This window comes from Pseudogemmobacter sp. TB195 (genome assembly GCF_058313095.1).
In genome coordinates this window covers 94,106-117,947 of record NZ_JBZEGG010000011.1, presented here as the reverse complement: position 1 = coordinate 117,947, position 23,842 = coordinate 94,106, and the positions used below count along the sequence as shown (strand labels likewise).

General features: G+C 64.0%; 20 protein-coding genes. 14 read left to right on the top strand and 6 right to left on the bottom strand.

Annotated features, from left to right (window positions below; all coding sequences use genetic code 11):
* Window positions 1-30: 30 nt before the first annotated feature.
* The 5 genes from AC4FS3_RS12975 to AC4FS3_RS12955 all read right to left on the bottom strand — a co-directional run bounded on the left by AC4FS3_RS12975 (window position 31) and on the right by AC4FS3_RS12955 (window position 5,998).
* Window positions 31-1,440: an aspartate ammonia-lyase gene (locus AC4FS3_RS12975; RefSeq protein ID WP_491020920.1), complete on the bottom strand. Its 1,410-nt coding sequence runs from the start codon at window positions 1,438-1,440 to the stop codon at window positions 31-33.
* 70 nt (window positions 1,441-1,510) lie between these two features.
* Window positions 1,511-2,755: a flavin-containing monooxygenase gene (locus AC4FS3_RS12970; RefSeq protein ID WP_491020919.1), complete on the bottom strand. Its 1,245-nt coding sequence runs from the start codon at window positions 2,753-2,755 to the stop codon at window positions 1,511-1,513.
* Window positions 2,756-2,936: 181 nt separating this feature from the next.
* The gene (gene hemC / locus AC4FS3_RS12965) at window positions 2,937-3,887 is read right to left on the bottom strand and encodes a hydroxymethylbilane synthase (RefSeq protein ID WP_491020918.1); all 951 of its coding nucleotides are present in this window, start codon (window positions 3,885-3,887) and stop codon (window positions 2,937-2,939) included.
* 128 nt (window positions 3,888-4,015) lie between these two features.
* Window positions 4,016-4,558: a hypothetical protein gene (locus tag AC4FS3_RS12960; RefSeq protein ID WP_491020917.1), complete on the bottom strand. Its 543-nt coding sequence runs from the start codon at window positions 4,556-4,558 to the stop codon at window positions 4,016-4,018.
* An 84-nt stretch (window positions 4,559-4,642) separates the two neighbouring features.
* Window positions 4,643-5,998, bottom strand: coding sequence for an NAD(P)-dependent oxidoreductase (locus tag AC4FS3_RS12955; protein WP_491020916.1), 1,356 nt, complete (start codon window positions 5,996-5,998; stop codon window positions 4,643-4,645).
* Between the two features lie 362 nt (window positions 5,999-6,360).
* On the opposite strand from AC4FS3_RS12955, the gene AC4FS3_RS12950 reads away from it, so the two are divergent.
* The 7 genes from AC4FS3_RS12950 (at window position 6,361) to AC4FS3_RS12920 (ending at window position 13,103) form a co-directional block, all read left to right on the top strand.
* Entirely contained in the window at window positions 6,361-6,921 is a 561-nt protein-coding gene (locus AC4FS3_RS12950) for an NAD(P)H-dependent oxidoreductase (protein ID WP_491020915.1), read from the top strand.
* A 70-nt stretch (window positions 6,922-6,991) separates the two neighbouring features.
* Window positions 6,992-8,083, top strand: coding sequence for a dimethylsulfone monooxygenase SfnG (gene sfnG / locus AC4FS3_RS12945; protein ID WP_491020914.1), 1,092 nt, complete (start codon window positions 6,992-6,994; stop codon window positions 8,081-8,083).
* 28 nt (window positions 8,084-8,111) lie between these two features.
* The gene (locus tag AC4FS3_RS12940; RefSeq protein ID WP_491020913.1) at window positions 8,112-8,987 is read left to right on the top strand and encodes an ABC transporter ATP-binding protein; all 876 of its coding nucleotides are present in this window, start codon (window positions 8,112-8,114) and stop codon (window positions 8,985-8,987) included.
* Complete coding sequence (locus tag AC4FS3_RS12935; RefSeq protein WP_491020912.1) at window positions 8,987-9,883, top strand: branched-chain amino acid ABC transporter permease; 897 nt, start codon at window positions 8,987-8,989, stop codon at window positions 9,881-9,883. The genes AC4FS3_RS12940 and AC4FS3_RS12935 overlap by 1 nt, the downstream gene beginning before the upstream one ends.
* A gap of 3 nt (window positions 9,884-9,886) precedes the next feature.
* Window positions 9,887-10,924, top strand: a complete 1,038-nt coding sequence (locus AC4FS3_RS12930; RefSeq protein ID WP_491020911.1) for a branched-chain amino acid ABC transporter permease — start codon at window positions 9,887-9,889, stop codon at window positions 10,922-10,924.
* Between the two features lie 34 nt (window positions 10,925-10,958).
* Entirely contained in the window at window positions 10,959-12,296 is a 1,338-nt protein-coding gene (locus tag AC4FS3_RS12925) for an ABC transporter substrate-binding protein (protein WP_491020910.1), read from the top strand.
* Window positions 12,297-12,347: 51 nt separating this feature from the next.
* The gene (locus AC4FS3_RS12920; RefSeq protein WP_491020909.1) at window positions 12,348-13,103 is read left to right on the top strand and encodes an ABC transporter ATP-binding protein; all 756 of its coding nucleotides are present in this window, start codon (window positions 12,348-12,350) and stop codon (window positions 13,101-13,103) included.
* Window positions 13,104-13,413: 310 nt separating this feature from the next.
* Here AC4FS3_RS12920 and AC4FS3_RS12915 read toward each other — a convergent pair whose 3' ends face one another.
* Window positions 13,414-16,203, bottom strand: coding sequence for a bifunctional aconitate hydratase 2/2-methylisocitrate dehydratase (locus tag AC4FS3_RS12915; protein ID WP_491020908.1), 2,790 nt, complete (start codon window positions 16,201-16,203; stop codon window positions 13,414-13,416).
* Between the two features lie 301 nt (window positions 16,204-16,504).
* Between AC4FS3_RS12915 and AC4FS3_RS12910 the strand changes: the two genes are divergently transcribed.
* From AC4FS3_RS12910 to AC4FS3_RS12880, 7 genes are all read left to right on the top strand, one after another.
* Window positions 16,505-17,797 carry a 3-deoxy-D-manno-octulosonic acid transferase gene (locus AC4FS3_RS12910; RefSeq protein WP_491020907.1) on the top strand — a complete coding sequence of 431 codons (1,293 nt, stop codon included), beginning with the start codon at window positions 16,505-16,507 and terminating at the stop codon, window positions 17,795-17,797.
* The gene (locus AC4FS3_RS12905; protein ID WP_491020906.1) at window positions 17,794-19,155 is read left to right on the top strand and encodes a 3-deoxy-D-manno-octulosonic acid transferase; all 1,362 of its coding nucleotides are present in this window, start codon (window positions 17,794-17,796) and stop codon (window positions 19,153-19,155) included. The genes AC4FS3_RS12910 and AC4FS3_RS12905 overlap by 4 nt, the downstream gene beginning before the upstream one ends.
* Before the next feature lie 170 nt (window positions 19,156-19,325).
* Window positions 19,326-19,661 (top strand): c-type cytochrome, encoded by a 336-nt coding sequence (locus AC4FS3_RS12900; RefSeq protein WP_491020905.1) that lies wholly within the window; start codon window positions 19,326-19,328, stop codon window positions 19,659-19,661.
* On the top strand, window positions 19,658-20,950 hold the full coding sequence (locus AC4FS3_RS12895) for an FCSD flavin-binding domain-containing protein (RefSeq protein ID WP_491020904.1): 1,293 nt from the start codon (window positions 19,658-19,660) through the stop codon (window positions 20,948-20,950). The genes AC4FS3_RS12900 and AC4FS3_RS12895 overlap by 4 nt, the downstream gene beginning before the upstream one ends.
* A gap of 27 nt (window positions 20,951-20,977) precedes the next feature.
* Window positions 20,978-22,012: a YeeE/YedE family protein gene (locus AC4FS3_RS12890; RefSeq protein ID WP_491020903.1), complete on the top strand. Its 1,035-nt coding sequence runs from the start codon at window positions 20,978-20,980 to the stop codon at window positions 22,010-22,012.
* Complete coding sequence (locus tag AC4FS3_RS12885; RefSeq protein WP_491020902.1) at window positions 22,009-23,355, top strand: FAD-dependent oxidoreductase; 1,347 nt, start codon at window positions 22,009-22,011, stop codon at window positions 23,353-23,355. The genes AC4FS3_RS12890 and AC4FS3_RS12885 overlap by 4 nt, the downstream gene beginning before the upstream one ends.
* A complete protein-coding gene (locus tag AC4FS3_RS12880) occupies window positions 23,339-23,836 on the top strand; it encodes a thiosulfate oxidation carrier protein SoxY (RefSeq protein WP_491020901.1) in 498 nt (165 codons plus the stop codon). The genes AC4FS3_RS12885 and AC4FS3_RS12880 overlap by 17 nt, the downstream gene beginning before the upstream one ends.
* Window positions 23,837-23,842: the final 6 nt, after the last annotated feature.

Here is a 23,842-nt window from a genome sequence, read left to right as displayed (position 1 = left end):
GGATATGGCACATGGGCGGCCTCATCCCCCTCACCGCGGCCCTGGCGGCAGGGTCGGACGGGTCAGGCTTTCCGGGCTGAGGATCGCGGTCAGCAGCGCCTCGGGCAAAAGCCCGCGCTCCAGCACCAGCTCGCAGACGCCCCGGCCCGAGGCAAAGGCCTCACGCGCCAGATCGGTCGCGTTCTCATAGCCGATATAGGGGTTCAGCGCGGTGACGATGCCGATGGAATGCGTCACCGCGCGTGCCAGCACCTCATGATTGGCGGTAATGCCGCTGATACAATGCGTCCGCAGGGTCTCACACCCCGCCGTCAGATGGCGGATCGAGCGCGAGATGGTACAGGCGATCACCGGCTCAAAGGCGTTCAGCTGCAATTGCCCGGCTTCGGCGGCCATGGTGATGGTGATGTCATTGCCGATCACCTCGAAAGCGATCTGGTTCACCACTTCGGGGATCACCGGATTGACCTTGCCCGGCATGATTGAAGACCCGGCCTGGCGTGCGGGCAGGTTGATCTCGCTGAAGCCGGCGCGGGGGCCCGAGGATAACAACCTGAGATCGTTGCAGGTTTTCGAAAGCTTGACCGCCACCCGCTTCAATACACCCGAGACCTGGACAAAGACGCCGCAATCCTGGGTCGCCTCGATCAGGTCCGGCGCTGTGATCAGCGGAATGCCGGTCAGCGCCTCAAGACGGGCGCGGGCCAGGGCGGCGTAACCGGGATGCGCGGTCAGGCCGGTGCCGATGGCCGTCGCGCCAAGGTTGATCTCGCATAACAGCGCGCGGGCCTCGGAAAGGCGCGCCTCGTCTTCGCCGAGCATGGTGGCGAAGGCGCCGAATTCCTGACCCAGGGTCATAGGGACCGCTTCCTGCAGCTGGGTACGGCCCATCTTCAGGACATCGCTGAACTCCGCCGCCTTGGCCGCGAAAGCCTGCCGCAGATCCGCCATCGCGATCAGAAGCCGGCCAATCGCCGTCCAGGTCGCCAGCCGCAGCGCGGTTGGATAGACGTCATTGGTACTTTGGCCCAGATTGACATGCTCATTCGGGTGCAGATGCGCGTAATCGCCTTTCGCGCGGCCCATCAGCTCCAGCGCGCGATTGGCGATGACCTCATTCGCATTCATATTGGTCGATGTGCCGGCACCGCCCTGGATCTGATCGACCACGTACTGGTCGTGCAGCGCGCCCGCCATGATCTCACGGCAGGCGGCAATGATCGCCGCAGCGCGGCTTGCCTCCAGCAGGCCGAGATCGCGATTGGCCTCGGCCGCCGCCAGTTTGATCGCGGCCAGCGCATGGATCAGATCGCCCTCTTCACCGATCACCCGGCCCGAGATCGCGAAATTCTCGCGCGCCCGCAGGGTGTGGATGCCCCAATAGGCCGCGCCGGGCACCTCACGCGGGCCAAGCAGATCCTGTTCGATGCGGACGGTCATTGCGGCTCCGGCAAGCGGGGTCAGTCCCGGGCGACGACCCGCCCGGGGAGATATCACAACATGCCCGGGCTCAGGCCGGAACCGCCCGCTCTGCCGCGATATGGCCGGCAAGCCGGTCGGCATCATGCCAGACCCCCCAGATGAAGGAGGAGCCGCGCATCGACAGCCAGGGCAGACCGAGGAAGTAAAGCCCCGGCACCGCCGAGACGCCGCCTGAATGCGAGGGGCGGCCGCGTTCATCGAAGATGTCGGCCTTGATCCAGCTGAAATCCAGCGCATAGCCGGTCGCCCAGAGGATCGTGGTGATGCCCTCTTTCGCCAGATCCAGCGCCAGCACCGGATCGGTGAGGCAGCCAGGATCCGCGCCGATCAGATGCGCCTCTGGTTCCTCAGGCAGGTCGAGACCCTGGCGCGCCACATGGGCATCGGCCTGCTGCAAAAGACCGAGGTAATTCGCATCGCCCTGCGCCACATTCTTCGCGAGATCGGGCGCGAAATGCATCACGCCGTTCTCATAGCGCACGGTCATGCCAACAAGCCCCATGCCCTCATTCGCGAGGCGGCGGAAATCGACGGTCTGGCCGCCGCGCGCGCCGCTCACGGCGATGGTCACATGTTCGGTGCCGGGCGTGGGCGTGGTGGTGTCCCAGATGCCAAGCGCCCCCAGCCACCAGACGAAATCCTTGCCGCGATAGCGCCGTGGCGGGCGGTCATGCGCCCCGACCGAGAGCCAGACTTTGCGGCCCGCGCGCCGCAGCTCATCGGCGATCTGCACCCCCGAAGACCCGGCGCCGACCACAAGCACACCGCCTTCGGGCAGCTGATCGGGGTTCTTATAACCATGCGAATGCAGCTGATGCAGGCCGGCGCTTGCAGGCACCACCGGCGGGATCACCGGTTTCTGGAACGCGCCGGTGGCCGCCACAACATTCTGCGCCTCGATCACGCCTTCGGAGGTCTCGACCCGGAACCCCGCGTCAAGCGGCTGAACCGAAGTGACTGTCACACCGCAGCGCACCGGCGAGTTGTTTTGCGCCACGCAGGCCTCGAAATAGGCCGCAACCCGGTCGTGATGGGCAAAAGCGTCGGGGTCAAGCTCCTCGAAGGTCAGCGTCGGAAAGCGGTCATGCCAGACCGGGCCATTGGCCACCAGCGAATCCCACCGCGCCGTGCGCCAGCTTTCCGCGATGCGGTTCTTTTCCACCACCAGATGCGACAGGCCGCGCCGGCCCAGATGCTCGCTCATCGCGACGCCGGCCTGGCCGGCCCCGATCACGAGAGTATCGACTTTTTCGACAGACGTTTCGGCGGACATTTCGGCTTCCTCACGCGGAAAGTGACAGAGGGTGACCGCCGGATCGGCCGGTCGCCTGAGGAAATGATGCCGCTGAAAAACCTGATTTGCCTATGAGCGTTTCTTGCAGCCCTGATTAGGGCCGCGCTAAGCCGCATCTTCGCGGCCCATCAAAGCAGGATGTGCAAAAGAGGGCGCGGCCTCAGCCGCAGGGACGTTTCCAGTCGAAAAAGCCCGGGCCCGCGCGACTCAGCAGATCGCGCGCCAGGCGCGCGCCAAGCGCTGCGGCCTCTGCGGCGGGGCAGCTGCCCTCGACCGTCATGCGCTCGGCGCCATTGGTGCGCAGGATCTCGCCTCGGAAATGGATCACGTCATCGCGCAGCCGTGCGAGGCCCGCGATCGGGGTCTGGCAATTCCCTTCAAGCGTCCCGAGAAAGCTGCGCTCGCAGGCCATTTCGCGCTCGCAGACCGGATCATGCAGCGGCATCAGCAGATCGCGCACCCAGAGATCGCCCTTGCGGCGCTGGACCGACAGCGCGCCCTGGCCGATGGCGGGCAGCATCTCTTCCGTCCCGATCACCGTCCAGCTTTCAGCGGACATTCCAAGCCGGTTCAGTCCCGCCAGTGCGAGGAAGGTGCAATCCGCAAGGCCCTGCTCAAGTTTGGAAAGCCGCGACTGCACATTGCCCCGGAAATTCACGATGCGCAGATCGGGGCGCGCGAACAATGTCTGCGCGCCGCGCCGCATACTGGATGTACCGACCGAGGCGCCCAGAGGCAATTCCTCCAGGCTGCGATACTTATGCGATATCAGCACATCACGCGGGTCTTCGCGCGGCAGGAAAATATCCGAGACCAGCCCTTCGGGCTCGGCCACCGCCATATCCTTCACGCAATGAACCGCAAGGTCGATGCGGCCATCCAGCAGAGCCTCTTCCAGTTCTTTGGTGAAAAGCCCCTTGCCGCCGATCTCTTTCAGGAGCTTGTCGAGCACCCGGTCAGCCGTGGTCTTGATCACCACAATCTCGAAAGCCTCGACCGGCAGATCGTACTGCGCCCGCAGCCAGTCCCGGGTCTGGAACGCCTGTACCAGCGCCAGTGGCGATCCGCGCGTGCCGATACGAAGGGGAGTGCTGGCGTCAGGCTGTCTCATGGGGCTTCCGATAGGCTGGCAAAGCTGCGCTGGCAACTGGAATCATTCTCAAACAGCCAGATTGACGCGACGCGATTTGTCGCAGCTGGCGGCGGTTTCTGCGGGGCTCAGGGCGGGAATGGAGCGGCTCAGCCGCCAGCGGCCGCGCGCATGCGGCCCGCTTCGCTGTCATGGTCGATCAGATTGCGCATCAACATGACGCCGCCCATGAATTCGACCCCGCCCGCCATAGAATCCATGATTACCTTGACCGTCTCATCGGCGCCGATCGCATTGCCGTCCAGCGCAACTTCCGAGGGCAGTTCCACCACACCCAGCGTGGTCATCGTCTTATAGGCCTGGCTCAGATGCGGGCAGGACCATTCCATATGCATGGTCAGCGGACATTTGATGAAAAGGCCGGGCTTTGTGTGCCAGAGCTTCAGCTCATTGCGATCCTCCAGCGCGAAGGACAGTTCCACCGCGCTGTTAAGGCGGAATTCCTGCTGGAAGATGCGCCGCGCCACCTGTTCACATCCCGCGAGCAGCGCGTCGAAATCGGTGGCGTCAAGCGGCTGCACCACTTCGCCGCTGCCATTGCCGGTGTAACGGACCCGCAATTCGCGGGCGCCATCGGCCGCCGTCCCGATCTTCGCCGAAGTGATCGAAAGGTTGTAAGACTGGACTGACATGGCGGGATCCCTGATATGCGTGCGCTCAATATAGGCTGTGACGCGGCGTCTCACAACGGTTTCTCCAGGGATTTACCCGCGCCCTCAGCCCTTCCATGGGCCGGCCAGCCCCTCCTCACGCATCAGCCTCGTCAGCTGGTTCGCGGCCAGCATCAGAGCCTCGCCCGACAGTGTGCCGGCTTCCGCCCCCGCAAAGGCATCGGCCAATGCCCGCGCCGCAGCCGGAAGCCCGCCTCCCGCAAACCGCGCCAGATCCTGCGGCGTTACGCCCCCCAGCCCCGCAGGGGTCAGCGGGCCGCCATCGCTGTAGCCTTCCGGCAGATCGCCCTTCAGATTGCGCACCACCCCGGTTGAAATCGCGTCAAGCAGCTGATCCGCCGCCTGGATCGCACCCGCAACCCGGGTCGGGTGGTCGGTATCCGCCGCCGCATGCGGCAAGAGCGAGAGCTTCGTGCCATGCCGCTCCACAAGACCGAGATAGGGCGCCATCGGGCCCGAAAGCGCGCCCGCCGAATCAACGAAGAGATCCGCATCAATCGCCGCGAACCCGACCTGCCCCGCGCTCAGCGCGCTTTCCAGCGCCGCGATATCGACCAGCTCACCCCGGTCATAGTTCAAAAGGACCGCCCCTGGTGCCAGCGCCGCCAGCACCGCCTCATTGATCAGCCCGGCATTGGCGAACCCGTCAGGCCCTTTCGGCCCAAGGCCGAGATGGACCGACAGAGCATCCGCCCCGCGCGCGGCCTCCTGCGGGGTGGCGGCATAGCGGAACCCCTCGCTTTCGATCCAGATCCGGTGGCGCGGACGGGCATGGATCACCACCTCCATGCCGAAGGCGCGGGCCAGCAGCGCCACTTCGCGCCCGATATTGCCATAGCCGATCACCGCGAGGCGCTGGCCCTCGAGTTTGCGCGTCGGATAGCGCAGGAGGTCGCGCCCGGTATCGAACCGGCCTGCCACCACAAGGTCATGCAATGCCCCGACCGGCAGATCGGGGCGCTGACCAAGCAGCGCCTTCATCACCATCTGCGCGGTGGCGCGGGCATTGATCCCGGGCGTGTTCATCAAAGGCGCAACGCCGCCGATCCCGTCGCCGCCGCCCCAGCTTGCCGACCCCATATTGCCGGTTCCGGTGCCGATCCTGACGCCACCAAGGTCAAAGCGCGTCTCGGCCGGCAGGAAGGTCGCCGCGGCGATCACCGCATCATAAAGCCCGTCACCGGCCTCGGCGATCAGCTCATCCCGGGTCGAGAGATGCGGCATGTAGAAAAACGTCGCCCGCCCCTCATCGGCCTGGGCCCCGCGCGCCGAACCGATGTGAAACCGCCCGCCCCGGCTTTCGACATGGGCGCGAAACCCTGACGCATCGGGCGCCCCGCCCGCATCAAACGCCAGGCCGACAAGGTCGGCCACGAGGATTTTCGGGCTGTTGCGGTCCATCGGTCAGTCCTTCTTAAAGGAGGGTCGTCTTGTTCTTGCGGTCACGGCCCATGACAGAGCCGGGTCAGGGCATAGCTGCAAGCGATTTTTTCACCCCTGCGCCGCGCAAGCTGCGAATAAAAATCCCCGCCGCCGCGCAATATGATTTCGCCCCGGGGTCAGAGGAGCAGAGCAGAACAACCTCCGCTTCCTGCCGGGGCGAGGAAGGAACCGACTGTTTTTGACCATATGGTCTGAAATCCGGCACACTGCCCCTGGCCCCTGGCGAAAGAAATCCACTGCGGTTTGTCTGAATTTGGAATGGCGTGGTGCGGTGTTCGGGCTTTATCACGACGGCACTTGTCGGGATTGAGGAAAGCCGTATGTCCGAACTTCATATCGTGGGTCTTGCGGGGAATATCACCGCGCCGTCGAAAACGCGTGCGCTGGTCGGGCAAGCGCTGGATCTGGCCGGGGCCGGGTTGCATGCGCGCACGACCCTGTTCGACATCGCCGATTTCGGCGAGGATCTGGGCCGGGCGCGGCGCGCCGATGACCTCAGCCCGAAGGCGCGGCACAATCTCGATACGCTTTTGAATGCCGATGCGCTGATCGTCGCGACGCCGATCTATAAGGGCTCTTATCCCGGGCTTTTCAAACATCTGATCGACCTGATCGACCCTTCCGCGCTGCTGCGTAAGCCGGTGCTGATCGCCGCGACCGGCGGGGGCGAGAAACATGCGCTGGCGGTGGAACATCAGCTGCGGCCGCTGTTCGCCTTTTTCGAGGCCCGCGTGCTCTCGACCGCCGTGCATGTCTCGGACCGCGATTTCAGCGAGGGGCGGCTGGTATCGGACCCGGCGCTGAACCGGCTCGCCCGGGCCATTGACGAATTCGCCACGATTTTCCCCGGCGCCGCGCGGATCCGTGCTGCGGCAGAATAAGCCGCCGCCGAAAAACCCGTCTCGCCGAATAACCCGTTTCGCTGGATAACCCGTTTCACAGGGGCTGCACATGACCTCCGATCCCGTCAAATTCGCCTATTGGGTGCCCAATGTCTCGGGCGGCCTCGTGATCTCGGATATCGAACAGCGCACCAGCTGGACGCCGGACTATAACCGCAAACTGGCGCAGATCGCCGAAGCAGCGGGCTTTGACTATGCGCTGAGCCAGATCCGCTTTACCGCGGGTTACGGCGCTGAAAACCAACATGAATCCGTCTCGTTCAGCCAGGATCTGCTGGCCCATACCGAACGGCTGAAGGTGATCGCGGCGCTTTTGCCCGGCCCCTGGAACCCGGCGCTGGCGGCGAAACAAATCGCCACGATCAGCCATCTCTCGGGCGGGCGGATCGCGGTCAATGTGGTCTCGGGCTGGTTCCGGGGCGAATTCGCGGCGATCGGCGAGCATTGGCTGGATCATGACGAGCGCTACCGCCGGTCCGAAGAATTCATCCGGGCGCTGCGCGGCATCTGGTCTGAGGAAAGCTTCACCTTCCGGGGCGATTTCTACCGCTTCAACGATTATAGCCTGAAGCCCAAACCCGTTGATCCGCAACCGGAAATCTTCCAGGGCGGCTCGTCACGGGCGGCGCGCGACATGGCGGCCCGGGTCTCGGACTGGTATTTCACCAATGGCAATACGCCGGAAGGGCTCGGCGCCCAGGTCGAGGATATCCGCGCGAAGGCGGCGGCGAACGGACATAAGGTGAAGGTCGGCATCAACGCCTTCGCCATCGTGCGCGAGACCGAAGCCGAGGCGCAGGCGGTGCTGCGCGAGATCATCGCGAAGGCCAATCCCGAAGCCGTCCAGGGCTTTGCCGGGCAGGTGGTCAATGCCGGCCGCGCCAGCCCCGAGGGCGAGGGCAACTGGGCGAAATCCTCACTCGAGGATCTCGTGCAATATAATGACGGTTTCCGCTCGAACCTGATCGGCACGCCCGACCAGGTCGCCGAACGCATCACCGGCCTGAAAGAGGCCGGCGCCGACCTCATCCTCCTCGGCTTCCTGCATTTCCAGGAAGAGGTTGAGTATTTCGGAAAACACGTCCTCCCCCGCGTCCGCGCCATCGAAGCCCGCAAAAAACAAACCCTCGCCGCCGAATAACGCGGCGCCCTTCCCTCCGGAGACAGAAATGACAGGCCTTGCCCTGAGCGAGCCGGCCCTCCAGCCGGAGCGGCGCAGCTTTGCGTCCCGGATCGCCCCCGTGACGCCGGTCACGGCCAGCGCCGCGCCTGCCTTGCAGCTCAGCGGCATCTCGCTGGCCTTTGGCGGTATCCGCGCGCTGAAAGACGTGTCCTTTGATGTTCGCCCCGGCGAGATCCGGGCGGTGATCGGGCCGAACGGGGCGGGGAAATCCTCGCTGGTCAATGTGATCAGCGGGCTATACCGCGCCGACACTGGCCGGATCGCGCTTGGCGGCGAAAGCTTTGCCCATGTGCCGCCCGGGCGCCTCCCTGGCCTAGGGGTGGCGCGGACCTTCCAGAATCTTGCGCTGTTTCCGGGGCTGAGCGTGGCCGAAAACATCGCCTCCGGCCTTGTGTTCCGCAGGCCCGCCTTTGCCTGGCTGCCCTTTCTTCCGGCCTCACGGCGCGAGGGGCGGGAGACTGCGATCCGGGTGCGCGAGATCGCGGCATTCCTGGGGCTTGAGGCACATCTGCCGCGCCTGGTTTCAACCCTGCCCTTCGGGTTGCAAAAACAGGTCGAACTGGCCCGCGCCATGATCGCAAATCCGCAGCTTTTGCTGCTGGACGAGCCGATGGCCGGGCTGACCGGCACCGAGAAAGCCGCGATGGCGGCCCATATCCGCGCCATCCGCGACCGGCTTGGCCTGTCGGTGATCCTGATCGAACATGACATCGGTGTCGTGATGGGGCTTTCCGACCGTATCGTCGTGCTCGACCATGGCGAGGTGATCGCAGATGGCAGCCCCGATGAGGTGCGCCGCGACCCCGAGGTGATCCGGGCCTATCTCGGCAGCGATGCCGCACCACTGGCGGGGGCCGCGTGATGGACTGGTATGAATTTCTCTTCGTGATCGAGGTTGCGGTGGGCGGGCTGTTGTCGGGGGTGATGTACAGCCTTGTCGCCATCGGTTTCGTGCTGATCTACAAAACCTCGGGCGTGCTGAATTTCGCGCAAGGGGCGATGGTGCTGTTCGCGGCGCTGACATTCGTGAGCCTGGTGGAGCGTGGGGTGCCCTTTGCCCTTGCCCTCGTGATCACGCTTTTGATCATGGGGCTGCTGGGGCTGGCGATTGAGCGCGCGGTGCTGCGCCCGCTGGCCAATCGCTCGCCGATGACGCTCTTCATGGCGACACTGGGCCTGGCCTGGGTGATCGAAGGCGGCGCACAGCTGATCTGGGGCACCCAGGTCCATGCGCTGGATCTTGGCATCTCGAACGCGCCCTTCGAGATCGGCGGCATCTTCATCTCGAATTTCGACCTGGTGGCGGCGGCTATTGCGCTGGCGCTGGTCCTGGTGCTGACGAGCTTTTTCCGCTTCACCCGCACCGGGCTGTCTTTCCGCGCCGTGGCCGATGACACTTTCGCCGCCATCGCCATCGGGCTGAAACTGAACCGTATCCAGGCAGCGGTCTGGACCGCGGCCGGCGTGGTTGCGCTGGTCGCGGGCCTTCTCTGGGGCGCGCGGCTCGGGGTGCAGTTCTCGCTGTCGCTCGTCGTGCTGAAAGCGCTGCCGGTGCTGGTGCTGGGCGGGTTCGACTCGGTCCCCGGTGCGATTGTCGCCGGGCTGATCATCGGCGCTTCCGAGAAACTCGCCGAGGTCTATCTCGGCCCCTATGTCGGCGGCGGGATCGAGGGCTGGTTCGCCTATGTCGTGGCGCTTGCGGTGCTGCTGATCCGGCCGCAGGGCCTCTTCGGCCGCAAGATCACCGAGAGGTTCTGAGCCATGTCGCTTGCGGTTGAGGCGCCCGCGCGCCCCCTTTTCACCGGACAGAGACTGGCGATCCTGGCCCTTCTGGCCCTGGCATTCTTTGGCGTGCCGGCCTTCGCCTCGTCCTGGACGATTGAGGCGATCCTGTTGCCGTTTCTGGCGCTCTCGCTGGCGGGGCTGGGGCTTAATCTGCTTACGGGCTATGCGGGTCAGGTCTCGCTGGGGTCAGCTGCCTTCATGGCGGTCGGTGCCTATGCCGCGTTCAACATCCAGCTGCGGCTTGGCCTGCCTTTGCCGCTGACCTTCCTCTTTGCCGCGACCACGGCGGCGGCGGTGGGGGTAATCTTCGGCCTGCCATCCCTGAGGCTTAAGGGCTTTTACCTCGCGGTCTCGACTCTGGCGGCACAGTTCTTCCTCCAGTGGCTCCTGAACAAATTCGGCTGGTTCTCGAATTACAGCGCCTCAGGCGTGATCTCGGCGCCGGTTCTGGGCTTTGCCGGCATCACATTTGACAGCCGCGAAAGCCGCTACCTGCTGGCGCTGACCACTGTCACCCTCATCACCATCTTCGTCCATCGCATGGTGAACGGCCCGGCCCGCATCAACCTGATCGCTGTGCGCGACAATGAGACCGCCGCGAAGGTCATCGGCGTCCCGGTTCTGCGCACCAAACTCGCCGCCTTCGCGCTGTCATCGGCGATCATCGGCGTCGCGGGCGTCTTGTGGTCCTTCACCTATCTGCGGACCATCGAACCCGAAGGGTTCAACCTCGACCGATCCTTCCAGATCCTGTTCATCGCGATCATTGGCGGGCTGGCAACCATTCGCGGCGCTTTCCTTGGCGCCGGGCTGATCGTGGTCTTTCCGCTGCTGCTCTCACGCGGCTCGGCCTGGATCTTTGACGGCGGGCTGGATGCCGGCTCGGTCCAGCTGACGCAGCGTATCCTCCTTGGTGCAACGATCATCACCTTCCTGATCCTCGAGCCGAACGGGCTCTCCTCCATTCTCGACCGGGTCACCGCCCGCGTCAGAACCCTGCTGGGCCGCACCTGAGCCGCGCGCCCCCCCCTTTCAAACCGGAGCAAACATGTCCTTTTTCCGTCGACTCGCGCCTGCCCTTCTGGCCGCAACCATCCTGACAGGCGCTATCGCCCCCGCCCATGCGGATGAACAGTTCTTCCCGCTGCAATCCTACCGCGTCGGCCCCTATGCCGCCGGTGGCACCGGGTTTTTCGGTGGCTTCATCGACTATCTGACCCTGATCAATGACCGCGACGGCGGCGTGAATGGTGTGAAACTGACCTGGGCCGAGGGCGAGACCGAATATGAGGTCGAAAAGGGTGTCGAGGTCTATCAGCGCCTGAAATCCACCCCCGGCATCGCCGCCTGGAACCCGCTTTCGGTGGGCATCGCCTACGCCATGATCGACGGCGTGACCGAAGACAAGGTGCCGCTCCTGACGGTGAACCATGGCCGCACCGATACCACCGATGGCCGCGTCTTTCCTTACGTCTTCCCGCTTTTGCTGAACCCCTGGTCGGAAAGCTCGGGGATCATCAATTACATCGCCGCAAAGGAAGGCGGGGCAGAGGCACTGAAGGGCAAGAAGATCGTCGTCCTTTATCACGGCTCGCCCTATGGCAAGGAAACCATCCCGATCTATGAGCTCCTGGCCGAGAAATACGGCTTTCAGCTGATCCAGATCGAGGTGCCGCATCCGGGATCCGAGCAACAGGCGCAATGGCTGCAGATCCGCCGTGAACGCCCGGATTACGTCGTGCTGCGCGGCTGGGGGGTGATGAACCCGGTGGCGCTGACCACTGCGCAGCGGAACGGCTTCCCCGCCGATAAGATTATCGGCAATGTCTGGTCGAATTCCGAGGAAGACGTACTTCCGGCCGGTGAGGCCGCGATTGGCTATACTGCCATCACCACCCAGGCCTCGGGCCAGGACTATCCGGTGCTGAAAGAGGTGATCGCCGGGGTCTATGACAAAGGCCAGGGCAACCTGTCGGACAAGGCGCGGATCGGCTCGGTCTACCACAATCTCGGCATCGTCAACGGCATCCTGAATGTCGAGGCGATCCGCATCGCCCAGGCCAAATTCGGCAACCGCACCCTGACCGGTGACGAGGTCCGCTGGGGCTTTGAACATTTGCAGCTGTCCCCGGAACGGGTGAAGGAACTGGGTGCCGAAGGGCTGTTCCATTCGATCAACGTCACCTGGGACAATCACGAGGGCGAAGGCTACGTCACCTTCCAGCAATGGGATGGCAAGAAATGGAACGTGGTCTCGGACTGGATCGCGCCGGACTGGGCCTTGCTGCGCCCGATCATCGAGGCGTCTTCCGAAGCCTATGCCAAAGAGAAGGGTCTGACGATCCGCACCGAGGCCGATGTTGACACGGTTATCGGCCCGAACTGATCCCATGGCGGCCCCGGATAGCCGGGGCCGCCTTTCCTGAAAGGTGCCGCCATGTCTGACGTTATCCTGCAATTCGACGATGTGTCGGTGCGCTATTCCGGTTCGATCACTGCGCTGAGCGGGGTCAGCCTGACGGTCCGCCAGGGCGAGATCGCGGCGCTCCTGGGTGCGAATGGCGCGGGCAAGACGACGCTGCTGAAAGCGGCATCGAATCTTTTACCGGCCGAACGCGGCCGCATCACCGGCGGGCATATCACCTTCCGGGGCGAGGATGTGACCCGCAAAAGCCCCGATGACCATATCCGCAAGGGCCTCGTTCCGGTGCTGGAGGGGCGGCGGCTGTTCAAATCGCTGACCATCGAGGAAAACCTGATCACCGGCGGCATCGGCGCCGGTCTGCGCCAGCCTGCGATCCGCCAGGGCCTTGATCAGGTTTATGACTTCTTCCCGCGCCTGAAAGAGCGCCGGCTTTCCCGCGCCGGCCTCACCTCGGGCGGCGAGCAGCAGATGGCCGCCATCGGACGCGGGCTGATGGCGCGCCCGACGGTTTTCCTGCTTGATGAGCCTTCGATGGGGCTTGCGCCGCTGGTGGTGGCCGAGATTTTCGCGACGCTGTCGCGGCTGAACCGCGAGACCGGGCTGACGATCCTCGTGGCGGAACAAAACTCCTCGGTCGCGCTGAAACACGCGCTGCATGCGGTGGTGATTGAGAACGGGCGTTCGACCATCTCCGGCCTTGCTGCCGATCTGGCCAGCCGCGAGGATATCCGCGAGGCCTATCTTGGCGGCGCGGTGCCCGCCTCCTGACCAAAGCGCCGCATCCTTTCGCGGTTTTGGCGATCGGCGGTCCGGGGTATCCCGCTGATCCAGGGCGCAGACACATTTCCGGATGACAGTTGCCCGCGCAAGTCTGTACCGGCGAGATCAGGCAAGCACACGACCCGGATGTCGCATTTGCCCCGCCGCCGCGCCTCGCGGGCGAGGCCGCGCGATTTGACATGCGCAACGGCCCGCTCGACCAGGTGATTTTCGCCGATGCCTGGAGCCGGGCCAAAGGAAAAGGGCATCACCGGCGACCGGCACTGCCCTTTCCTGTCTCAGCGGACCTGAGTTCCGCTCAGAAATGGACCGACCGTGCGAGGCCCGGCTTTTCCAGCGGTGGCGCGAAACGGGTCAGGTCTATGCCTTCCACCGCCTGCTTATATTCCTCGGCCGAAGGGGTGCGCCCAAGGATCGCCGACAGGACCACAACCGGGGTCGAGGCCAGCAGGCTCTCGCCTTTTTTCTCGGCGCTGTCTTCGACCACACGGCCCTGGAAGAGGCGTGTCGAGGTCGCCAGCACAGTATCGCCCTTCTCGGCCTTTTCCTGGTTCCCCATGCAAAGGTTGCAGCCCGGGCGTTCGAGATAGAGGATATTCTCATACTCGGTGCGGTTTTTCGTCTTCGGCAGCAGGTCGTCGAACTCAAAACCGGAATAGCGCTGGAGGATCTCCCAATCGCCCTCGGCCTTCAGCTCATCGATGATGTTATAGGTGGGGGCCGCGACGACCAGAGGCGCTTTAAACTCCACCTTACCCTTTGCTTTCTCGACATTTTTCAACATCTGGGCGACGATCTTCATATCGCCCTTATGCACCATGCACGAGCCCACAAAGCCCAGATCCACCTTCTTCGTGCCGCCATAGTAAGAAACGGGCCGGATGGTGTCATGGGTATAGCGGCGCGAGACATCGGCATTGTTGACATCGGGGTCGGCGATCATCGGCTCGTCGATGATGTCGAGATCGACCAGAACTTCGCCGAAGTATTTCGCGTTGTCATCCGGCGTCAGTGCGGGCTTCTCGCCCGAACGGATCTCGAAGATCCGCGCATCGGCCCTGGCGATCAGACCGGCCAGCACCTGCGCCGCATTGTCCATACCCTTGTCGATCATGATCTGGATGCGCGATTTCGCGATCTCCAGGCTTTCGATCAGCGTCTCGTCTTCCGAGATACAGATCGAGGCCTTGGCCTTCATCTCGGCCGTCCAGTCGGTGAAGGTGAAGGCCTGGTCCGCCAGCAGCGTCCCGATATGAACTTCGATGATACGGCCCTGGAAGACGTTGTCGCCATGCTGTTTCAGCATCTGGGCCTGGGTCGCATGAACCACATCGCGGAAATCCATCCAGGGCTTCATCTTGCCCCTGAAAGTGACTTTCACCGATTGCGGGATCGGCATCGTCGCCTCGCCGGTCGCCAGCGCCAGCGCCACGGTGCCGCTGTCTGCGCCAAAGGCCACGCCTTTCGACATCCGGGTATGGCTGTCGCCACCGATGATGATTGCCCAGTCATCCACGGTGATGTCGTTCAGCACCTTATGAATAACGTCCGTCATCGCGTGATAGACGCCCTTCGGGTCGCGCGCGGTGATCACCCCGAAATTGTTCATGAATTTCATGAGCTTCGGAATGTTCTCCTGGGCCTTTTTATCCCAGACCGATGCCGTATGGCAGCCTGACTGATAGGCGCCATCGACCAGCGGCGAAATGACGGTCGCCGCCATCGCCTCAAGCTCCTGCGCGGTCATCAGGCCGGTCGTGTCCTGGGAGCCTACGATATTCACCTTCACCCGCACGTCAGATCCGGCATGCAGGATCTTGCCCGGGCTGACGCCGACCGCATTGCGATTGAAGATCTTTTCAACCGCAGTCAGGCCCTGGCCCTCAACGCTGATCTCTTTATTCGGAGCAAAGACCGGCACCGCCTCGACGCCGAGGGTCTGGGCGGCGAATGTCTGCAGTTTCTTGCCGAAGACGATGGCGTAGGACGACCCCGCCTTCATGAATTCCATCTTTTGCGGGGTGAAAGACCCTGCCACATCGACCAGTTCATCGCCCGAAGCCGATTTCAGTTTGCGGTTCCTGACATCGATGGTCAGAACCGTGCCGGTCTCGACCGAATATCTCTGTTCGAGGATCGGGTTGCCGTCATTGTTCAGGATCGGCTTGCCATCCTCATCGGTCTTTTTGACCCAGTTCTTGAGGTTGATCCCGATGCCGCCGGTCACATCGACCGTGGTCGCGAAAATCGGCGAGATGCCATTGGTGCCGGCCACCACGGGCGCGAAATTGACGAAGGGCACATAGGGGCTCGACTGTTTGCCGGTCCAGAGCGCCACATTGTTCACGCCCGACATCCGGGAAGACCCCACGCCCATGGTGCCTTTTTCCGCGATCATCATCACGCGGGCATCGGGATGCGCCTTCTGCAGCGCGACGATCTCGGCCTGGGCGGCCGGCGTGATCATGCACTGACCATGCAATTCGCGGTCAGACCGCGAATGCGCCTGGTTGCCGGGGGACAAGAGGTCAGTCGAAATATCGCCTTCGGCGGCGATGAAGGTGACAACCTTGATCTCATCTTCGACCGGCGGCAGTTTGGTGAAGAATTCGGCCTGGGCATAGCTTTCCAGCACCGACTTCGCGACCGGATTGCCCGCCTTATAGGCATCGCGCAGGCGGAACATATCGGCGTCATAAAGGAAGACCTGGGTCTTCAACACCTCGCCTGCTTTCGCGGCAATGGCGGCGTCCGTCCCAAGCGCCACATCCAGCAGCACCTCGACCGAGGGTCCGCCCTTCATATGCGACAACAGCTCCAGTGCAAAATCGGGGGTGATTTCGGGAACGACCGTCGCACCGGTCACGATCTTCTTCAGGAAAGCCGCCTTGACGCCTGCCGCGCTCGTGGTGCCGGGAAGCGTATTATAGATGAAAAATTTCAGGGAATCGTCCCGATACGGATTGCCCGGCACTTCGATCTGGGTGATCAGCTCGGCCACCAGCGCGCCATCATCGATGGGCTTGGGGTGCAGCCCCTGGGTCTTACGGGTTTCGATCTCGGTTAGGTAGTCTGTGTACAAGCTCATGACGATCCCTGCGATTCCATGGTGCGACAAGCTGGAACACCGGTCTCTCAGAAGTTCTCGCAGAAACTCTGGCAGGCGGCGGCGAGCTCATTGTATGCAATTGTATGCCGAACATGGTCCGGTTTCAAGCGCTGTTATTCTGCCAGTGCGAAAGACCTTTCCGCAAGAGCAGTATGGGGGCTTTGAGGCCGATGCTGCGGATTGCTGGCACTGGCGGTGGCGTTATGCCAAAGCTATGGGCCAGACCTGAGCCGATGCCGTGGCTCTCACCTGCCCCCGACCTGAGCCCGGACCCCGCCTGATGCCCTTCGTGAATGACCAGAGCCCAAAGGCTGACGGCTGGCAACTCCGGCTCTGGCTCTGGCTCAGGCCGCTTTTGCAGCCCCTGATGCGCCGGGTCCTGCGCAAGCGCCTGGCGCAGGGGCGCGAGGATCCGCAGCGGATGGGCGAGAAACTGGGCGAAGCCACCCTGCCCCGCCCGCCGGGCCGCCTTGTGTGGCTGCATGCGGTCGGGCTTGGCGAGGTGATGGCGTTGCGCCCGCTCATCGCGCAGATGCGGGGCCTGGCGCCGGATCTGCGGTTTCTGATCACCTCGACCGCGCGGTCTTCGGCGGGGGTGATCGGGCAGAACCTTCCCGAAGGCGCGGTGCATCAGTTCCTGCCGCTGGACGGGCCGGATTTCGGCGCGCGGTTTCTGGATCACTGGCAGCCGGCGCTGTCGGTATGGTCGGAACAGGATCTCTGGCCCGGCCTCATCTGTGACACCGCCCGGCGTGGCATTCCGCTGGCCTGGGTCAATGCGCGGATGAATGACGGCAGCCTGAAAAAACGCCGCCGCCTGCGCGGGCTCTACCGCGATGTCATGGCGCGTTTCGCCCTGATCGAGGCACAGGATGCCCGCAGCGCCGCGAACCTGCGCAAGCTGGGTGCGACCCTTGTACGCGAAGGCCATTCGCTGAAACCCGCCGCCGAACCGCTGGGCGTCGACAGGGGCGCGCTGACTGCGCTGCAGGCTTCGCTCGCGGGGCGTCGCATCATCATCGCCGCCTCGACCCATCCCGCCGATGAGGCGGTGCTGATCCCCGCCTTCCGCGACATCGCCGCGCAGGATCCTGCGGCGCTGCTGATCCTCGCGCCACGCCTGCCCGCCCGCGCGGATGAGATCGCCGCCGCGCTTGACGCGGCGCATCTCAGCCATGCGCGGCGCAGCCTGGGCGAGACGCCCAGACCCGCCACCCAGGTCTGGCTTGCCGACACCTTCGGCGAGCTGGGCCTCTGGTATCGCCTCGCCACCCGCGCCTTTATCGGCGGGGCGATGGGCGAGACCGGCGGTCATAATCCGTGGGAGGCGGTCTGCCTTGGCCTGCCCGTGATCCACGGGCCGAATGTGGCGAATTTCGCCCATGACTATGCCGGGCTTCACGCCGCCGGCCTTGCCACCGAAATGCCGCCCGATCCGGATGCCCTGAGCGCCGCCCTGGCCGCGCCCCTGACGGACGCCGCCGCAAAGGCGGAAACCCTTGTCAGCGAGGCCCGCGCCGCGCTGCAGCCGCTCGCCGCCGATCTGGTCGCCCTGATCGGAGACCGAACATGATCCTGCATCTCTTCCTGATCCTCTGGCGGATTTTGTGGATTCCGCTTCTGCCGCTTTTGCTGGTCTATCTCTGGCGGCGCGGGCGCCGCGATCCCGATTACACCCGCCACCTGGCCGAGCGCTTCGGCATCTATTCCCGTCCGCTGCCGCAGGGCGCGATCTGGTTTCATGCCGTAAGCCTTGGCGAGACGCGCTCGGCCACCGCGCTGATCCGCCTGTGCCTTGCGCGCGGAGACCGGGTCGTTCTGACCCATTTCACCCCTGCCGGAAGACGCGAATCCGCCCGGCTTTTCGCGCCCGAGATCGCCTCGGGTCAGCTCGCGGCGGTCTGGGTGCCGCTGGATATGTTCTGGTGCTGGCGCCGGTTTTTCCGGGCCTGCCGCCCCCGGATCGGGCTGACCCTGGAGATCGAGATCTGGCCCGCGATGATCTTTGCAGCGCGGCGCGCGGGCGTGCCTTTGTTCATGTGCAATGCGCAATATCCCTCGCCCTCGCTGGCGCGTGACAGCAAGGGGCTGAGGCTGCGGCAAAGAGTGATCCGGGGCTTTGCCGGGGCTTTCGTGAAATCCGACCTGCAAAAATCGCGGTTTGAAAGCATCGGCCTCGACAATATCACCGTCACCGGCGAGCTGCGGTTCGATCAGCCGCTGCCGCCCGGCATTGATGAAACCGCAAGCGCCATCCGCGCAGCCATCGGCCAGGGGCGCGAAATCATCACCATCGCCAGCGGCGTCGAGGTCGAAGAGCCGCTTTACACCGAAGTTATCCTTCGCCTGCGGGATGCGGCGCGCAGCGCCTCCCGCCCGGCCCCGTTCTTCATCTATGTCCCGCGCGCGCCCGAACGCTTTTCAGCCGTCTGTGACGGGCTGACTGCGGCCAGGCTGCAGGTGATCCGTCGCAGCACGGCATTGCCGCCCGGGCCTGCTGGTTTTACTTCCTTCCCCGGCGGTGATTACAGCGGCACCGATATCCTTCTCGGCGACAGCCTGGGCGAGATGTTCTTCTGCCTCGCCCCGGCGGACCGGGTCGTGGTCGGCGGCGGCTTCAACCCGCGCGGCGCACATAATATCTCCGAGGCGCTGATGCTGATGAAGCCGGTGGTCACCGGCCCCTGGACCTGGACCATCGAATTCCCGTTCGAAGAGGCCGCCCTTGCCGGGGTCGCGGTCAGTCTGGGCGACCAGACCGACCCGCCCCCCGCACGCGCGGCCAGGCTGACCGCCGCGCTGTCGCAGCCCGACCAGACCGATCCGGCGCAGATCCGGGCCTTCCTCGATCAGCAGCAGGGCGCCAGCGCGCGCACCCTTGCGGCGATTGACCGGGTGCTGGCCGCTGGCACACCGCGCCAGACCGGTTAAATCCTCTTTCTCCCCGCTGTGGGAGCAGATTTCACCTGCCCGCACCCTGCGAAGCGCCTGGGATATTTTCTTGCGCGACAGGGACATGGCCGCAAGAATGGCGTGTCGCGCGGCGTGAGACCCGCATCAGCCCATACCCAAGCCAGATGGCCAGGAAAGAGGATCCGACCATGCTTCCGCCCCCCCAGCCCCCCAACCTGAGAGGGCTGTTTGCCGCCCTGACCTTTGCCACAGTCGCCGCCCCCGGAATTGCGCTTGCGCAGGGCACGGTATCCGAGGCCCAGATCCTCGCCGGCCCCTGTGCCAGCTGCCACGGCCCCGCCGGCCAGTCGCCGGGCGCCATCCCCTCGATCGCCGGTCTCACGGAAGCCGATCTGACGGCGAAACTGACCGCGTTTCGCGACAGCCCGCCCGCAGGCACCACCGTCATGACCCGTCATATGAAAGGCTATGATGACGGTCAGATCGCCGCCCTGGCGAAGTTTTTCGCGGAGGTGGAAGGATGAAAACGACCCGCAGAACCCTCATCGCAGGCCTTGGCGCAGGAATTGGCGCCGGCGCCGCCACCTTCGCGCTTCCTGGCCTGATCCGGGCGCAGAACGCCTCGGCTCATGTCGTCGTCGTGGGCGGCGGCTTTGGCGGTGCCACAGCGGCCCGCTACCTGCGCCGCTACAGCCCCGATCTGAAAATCACCCTGGTCGAGCCCTCGGAAACATTTGTCACCTGCCCGTTCTCGAACCTCTATCTCGGCGGGCTGCGGACCTGGGACAGCATCACCCACAGCTACGCCGCCCTTACCGCCGAGGGGATCGATGTCATCCACGCCAGTGCCGAACAGATCGACGGCGCGGCGAAGAAAGTGACGCTCTCGGATGGCACGGTGCTGGATTATGACCGGCTTGTCCTGTCGCCGGGCATCGACATCAAATGGGGCGCGCTGGAGGGCTATGACGAAGCCGCGTCAGACCGCGCGCCGCATGCCTGGAAGGCCGGGCCACAGACGCAGCTGCTGAAATCGCAGCTCGAGGCGATGGAGGATGGCGGCACATTCGTGATGTCGATCACCGATGGCGCCTTCCGCTGCCCGCCGGGGCCCTATGAGCGTGCCTCGCTGGTGGCGCATTACCTGAAAACCAACAAGCCGAAATCGAAGATCCTGCTTCTCGACAGCAAAGAGACCTTCTCGAAACAGGGATTGTTCAAACAGGGATGGGAGGCGCTTTACGGCGATATGATCGAATGGATCAGCGCCGATAATGACGGCAAGGTTGCAAAGGTCGATGCCGCTGCGCTGACGGTGGAGACCGCATTTGGTGTGACGCATAAGGCCGATGTACTGAATGTAGTACCGCCGCAGAAAGCGGGCTGGATCGCGGACCGTGCCGGGGTCACCAATGACACCGGCTGGGTGCCGGTGAAGGGCAACACGTTCGAATCCGCGCAGGTGCCGGGGATCTATGTGGTGGGCGATGCGACCATTGCCGCCCCCATGCCGAAATCGGGCTTCTGTGCCAATGCCCAGGGCAAGGTCGCGGCCGCCGCGATCATCGCCGATCTCGCGGGCGCCGAGCCGGCACCGGCGAGCTTTGTGAACACCTGTTACAGCCTCGTGGGCCCGGAATGGGGGATCTCGGTCGCCGGGGTCTATTACTTCGATGGCGAGAAGATCGCCGAGCGCGAAGGGTCCGGCGGGGTCAGCCCGCTGGAGGCGGATGCCAGCTTCCGCCAGGCCGAAGCGGTTTATGGCGCGGGCTGGTATGCCTCGATCAGCGCCGATACCTGGGGTACGGTATGAGGGCATAAACAGGTTAAGGACGGCTCAATGGATGCGGTAACTCTCGGTCTTGGTCTTGGCTTTGTGTTCGGGGCCGCGGCCAGGGCGGGGAAGTTCTGCCTCCTGCGGGGAATGAAAGGGCTGATGGGCGGGGGGGATCTCTCGCCCCTTCGCGCCTTCGCGCTGGCACTGGCGATGGCGATTGCCGGTACCCAGGCGCTGAATTTCCTCGGGCTGACCGATCTGTCGCGCGCGCTGCCGTTGCGGGGGTCGTTTGCCGCAGGCGGGCTCTTCATCGGCGGCGCGATTTTCGGGCTGGGCATGGTGCTGGCCAATGCCTGTGGTGCGCGCTCGCTGGTATTGCTGGCAGGGGGCAATCTGCGGTCGCTTCTGGTTCTGTTATGCCTTGGGCTGGCGGCCCAGGCCAGCCTGACCGGTGTATTGGCCCCCTGGCGCCAGGCGCTGCAACTGGGTCAGATCAGCCCTGAAGCGCTGAGCCTGACCGGACTCCTGCGCGGGTTTGGCCTCTCGCCGATGATCGCGCTCGTGCTGGCGGCGGGCCTGCCGGTGCTGATCATGATCTGGTTCGCGCGCCCGGTTTTGAAACGGCCGGTCGAGGCGTTTTCCGCCCTTGTGATCGGGCTTTGCGTGGTCGCGGGCTGGTGGATCAGTTTCACCACCGATGACCCGTTCGACCCGAAAATCCTGTCTTCCATCAGCTTTGTCGCGCCCGTGGGCGAAGGGCTTTTATGGCTGATGTTGTCCTCGGGCCGCGCGGTCGCCTTCGGCCTCGCCGTGGTCGGAGGCACTCTTGCGGGCGCCTTCCTCATCGCGCTTATCACCCGCAGCTTCGCCCTGGAAAGCTTTACCTCGGGAAGCCATTCCCTGATTGCCGCCCTTGGAGGAATTTTGATGGGCTTTGGCGGCGTTCTTGCAATGGGTTGTTCTATCGGGCAAGCTTTGAGCGGTGTCTCGACACTTTCGCTGGCCAGTCTGGTCGCAAGCGCCGGTATTCTCGCGGGGATTGTGGCTGGTCTGGCTGTGATGCGCCAGACAACTCTCGGGAGGAGTTCCAGCCAATGATGAAAAGCCCGCATTTCACCCGCCGCAAGCTGCTCACCGCCGCGCCGTCGCTGGCGCTTCTGACCGGGATCGGCGGGGTCGCCCTGGCCGCGCCCGAAGGTCTGACATCCGAGACGCTCCTGATGTCGCGCTCGGGCAAGAGCCCGAGGATCGTCATTTGTGGCGGCGGCTGGGGCGGGCTTTCCGCTGCGCGCCATCTGCGCGAAGAGCTCCCCGGGGCCGAAATCATCGTGCTGGAGAGGAACCCGATCTTCTGGTCCTGCCCGATGTCGAACAAATGGCTGATCGACGTGGTCGACACTGCTTTTCTGACCCGGGACCTGCTGCGCCCGGCGCAGAAATGGGGCTATGCCCTCGTGCACTGCGAGGTGACGAATATCGACCGGGCGGCAAAGACCGTCCATACCTCAAAAGGCAAGGTCGATTACGATTTCCTGATCCTCGCCGGGGGCATCCGCAACGCCTACGAGGCCTGGTTCGGCGAGGACCGACAGGCCGCCGAATATACCCGCCAGAATTTCGGATCGGCCTATATCCCGAATGCCGAGCATCTCGCGCTGAAAAACAAGATCCACAATTTCAAGGGCGGCACCATCGTGATGACGCTGCCGCCGCCACCGCATCGCTGCCCGCCCTCGCCCTATGAGCGCGCCTGCGTGATGGCCTGGCATTTCAAGGTAAACAACATCCCGGCGAAGATCCTCATTCTCGATCCGAAACCGCAGATCGCCCCGATCGGCGCCGGCTATAAAGCGGCGTTTGAGGAGCTTTACCCCGATATCATCACCCATGTGCCGAATGCGAAGGTGAAAGAGGTCGATCCCTATAACAAGCGGATCATGACCGAGGCCGGGGATTTCGACTTTGACGATGCGGTCTTCATGCCGCCGCATCAGGCATCAGACATGGTCTGGTATGCCGACCTGATCGGCAAGGGCGAAGACGGCAGGCCGACCGGCTGGGCCGATATGGATCCACGTTTCTTCACCGCGCGGGGCGATGACAGCGTCTATATCATCGGGGATTCCATGGGCGCGATTTCCCCGCATTTCGGCCATTACCCGAAATCGGGCCATGTCGCGAACTATATCGGGCGGATCGTGGCCGGGAATATCGGCCAGCGGGTCAGGGGCGAGGATGTGGTGGCGGAACTGCCCGATAATCTGTGCTATATGCTGGTGAATGGCGACCCGCAGGAGGCGATCTCGGTCGAGTTCACCTATGCGGTCGGCCAGGACGGTCTGGTACATCAGACGCAGATCGACATCGATGTGCGGACACCAGATCTCATGGCCGAGGATTTTGTCTGGATTGATGGGATGTTCAATGACTTCCTGCGCTGAAATGAACCGCCGTCAGGTGATGATCATGGGGACAGCAATGGGGGCGGCGCTTGGCGTCTCTCCGTTTCTGGGAACCGCAGCGGCAGCACAAAGCTCGACCGCAGCCGCACGCGCCGATACCGCAGAATCCGACCGCATTGCGGCGGAATTCATCGGCACGGCAGAAGCGGTGAGCGAGGGCCTCGCGCTTGACCTGCCGGCTCTTGGCGACAACCCTTCGGCGGTGCCGGTCCGGGTGCATGTGACGGAAACAATCACCGATGACATCTGGTGTGAGGAACTGATCGTGCTGGCCGAGCGGAACCCGATGCCGCTGGCCTGCCGGTTCCGCTTTTCTCAGGCCAGTGGTGCGGCAGATGTGGCGGTCAGGCTGCGGCTGATCGAGACGATGCATGTGCGCGCGCTGGCGCGGATGAATGATGGCCGGGTGTTCGACACCCGCGGCCAGATCACCGTCGCCGCCGGCGGCTGCGGCCTTTAAGGAGGA